The following is a 227-nucleotide window of genomic DNA, read 5'->3' on the forward strand; positions in this document are numbered from 1 at the left end:
GCTGCTGTCCTGGGCGTTGCTGTGCGCCGAGATCCTCTTCGCCACGGCGCGGGACAAGACCATGCCGCGCTTTCTGGCCAAGGAAAACGCCAACCAGGTACCGGCCAACGCCCTGTGGCTGACCAACGCCATGGTGCAGATCTTCCTGGTGATCACGCTGTTTTCCAACAGCACCTACCTGTCGCTGATCTACCTGGCCACATCGATGATCCTGGTGCCTTACCTGT

1 protein-coding gene is annotated in these 227 nt (G+C 60.4%); it reads left to right on the forward strand.

The genetic code is table 11. The annotated features are described in order from the left end of the window. Nucleotides 1-227: amino acid permease (locus tag J5M58_RS27750; protein ID WP_207880766.1), on the forward strand; the 227-nt coding region annotated here is incomplete at both ends.

This window comes from Pseudomonas sp. 32_A (genome assembly GCF_017490905.1).
Classification (GTDB): Bacteria; Pseudomonadota; Gammaproteobacteria; order Pseudomonadales; family Pseudomonadaceae; genus Aquipseudomonas; species Aquipseudomonas inefficax.